Source organism: Campylobacter sp. CNRCH_2014_2849, from assembly GCF_025772845.1.
Lineage (GTDB): Bacteria > Campylobacterota > Campylobacteria > Campylobacterales > Campylobacteraceae > Campylobacter_D > Campylobacter_D lari_D.
Genome location: NZ_JAKMSW010000054.1, coordinates 1 through 561 on the forward strand (window position 1 = coordinate 1; position 561 = coordinate 561).

Annotated in this window: 1 pseudogene; it reads left to right on the forward strand. The window is 30.8% G+C overall.

The features are described 5' to 3' along the window. A pseudogene (locus L8X33_RS08670) lies at nt 1–561 on the forward strand (methyl-accepting chemotaxis protein); the annotation flags it as partial.

A 561-nucleotide genomic window follows, 5' to 3' on the forward strand; every position in this document is an offset into this window, starting at 1 on the left:
GCCAAAGCCATCAATGAAAACATCACTAAAACTAAAAATGCATTAGAACAAGATGCTAAAGCAGTAGAACAATCAGTTGATACAGCTAAAGAAATAGAAGGTGGTAATCTAACAGCAAGAATAACAGCAATTCCTGCTAATCCTCAATTAATAGAATTAAAAAATGTATTAAATGATATGCTTGATGTATTACAAGCAAAAGTTGGTTCTAATATGAATGAAATCAATAGAGTATTTGATAGCTATAAGGCATTAGACTTTACTACTGAAGTTAAAAATGCTAAAGGTGGAGTTGAAGTAACTACTAATGTATTAGGTCAAGAAATAGTAGCTATGCTAAGACAATCATCTGAATTTGCTTCTTTATTAGCAGATGAGAGTGGTAAATTACAAAGTGCTGTTAAAGACTTAACAGATTCTTCATCTTCTCAAGCTTCTTCTTTAGAAGAAACAGCAGCAGCATTAGAAGAGATTACTTCTTCTATGCAAAATGTATCTCATAAAACTAGTGAAGTTATTGCTCAAAGTGAAGAGATTAAAAATGTTACTTCTATAATAGGT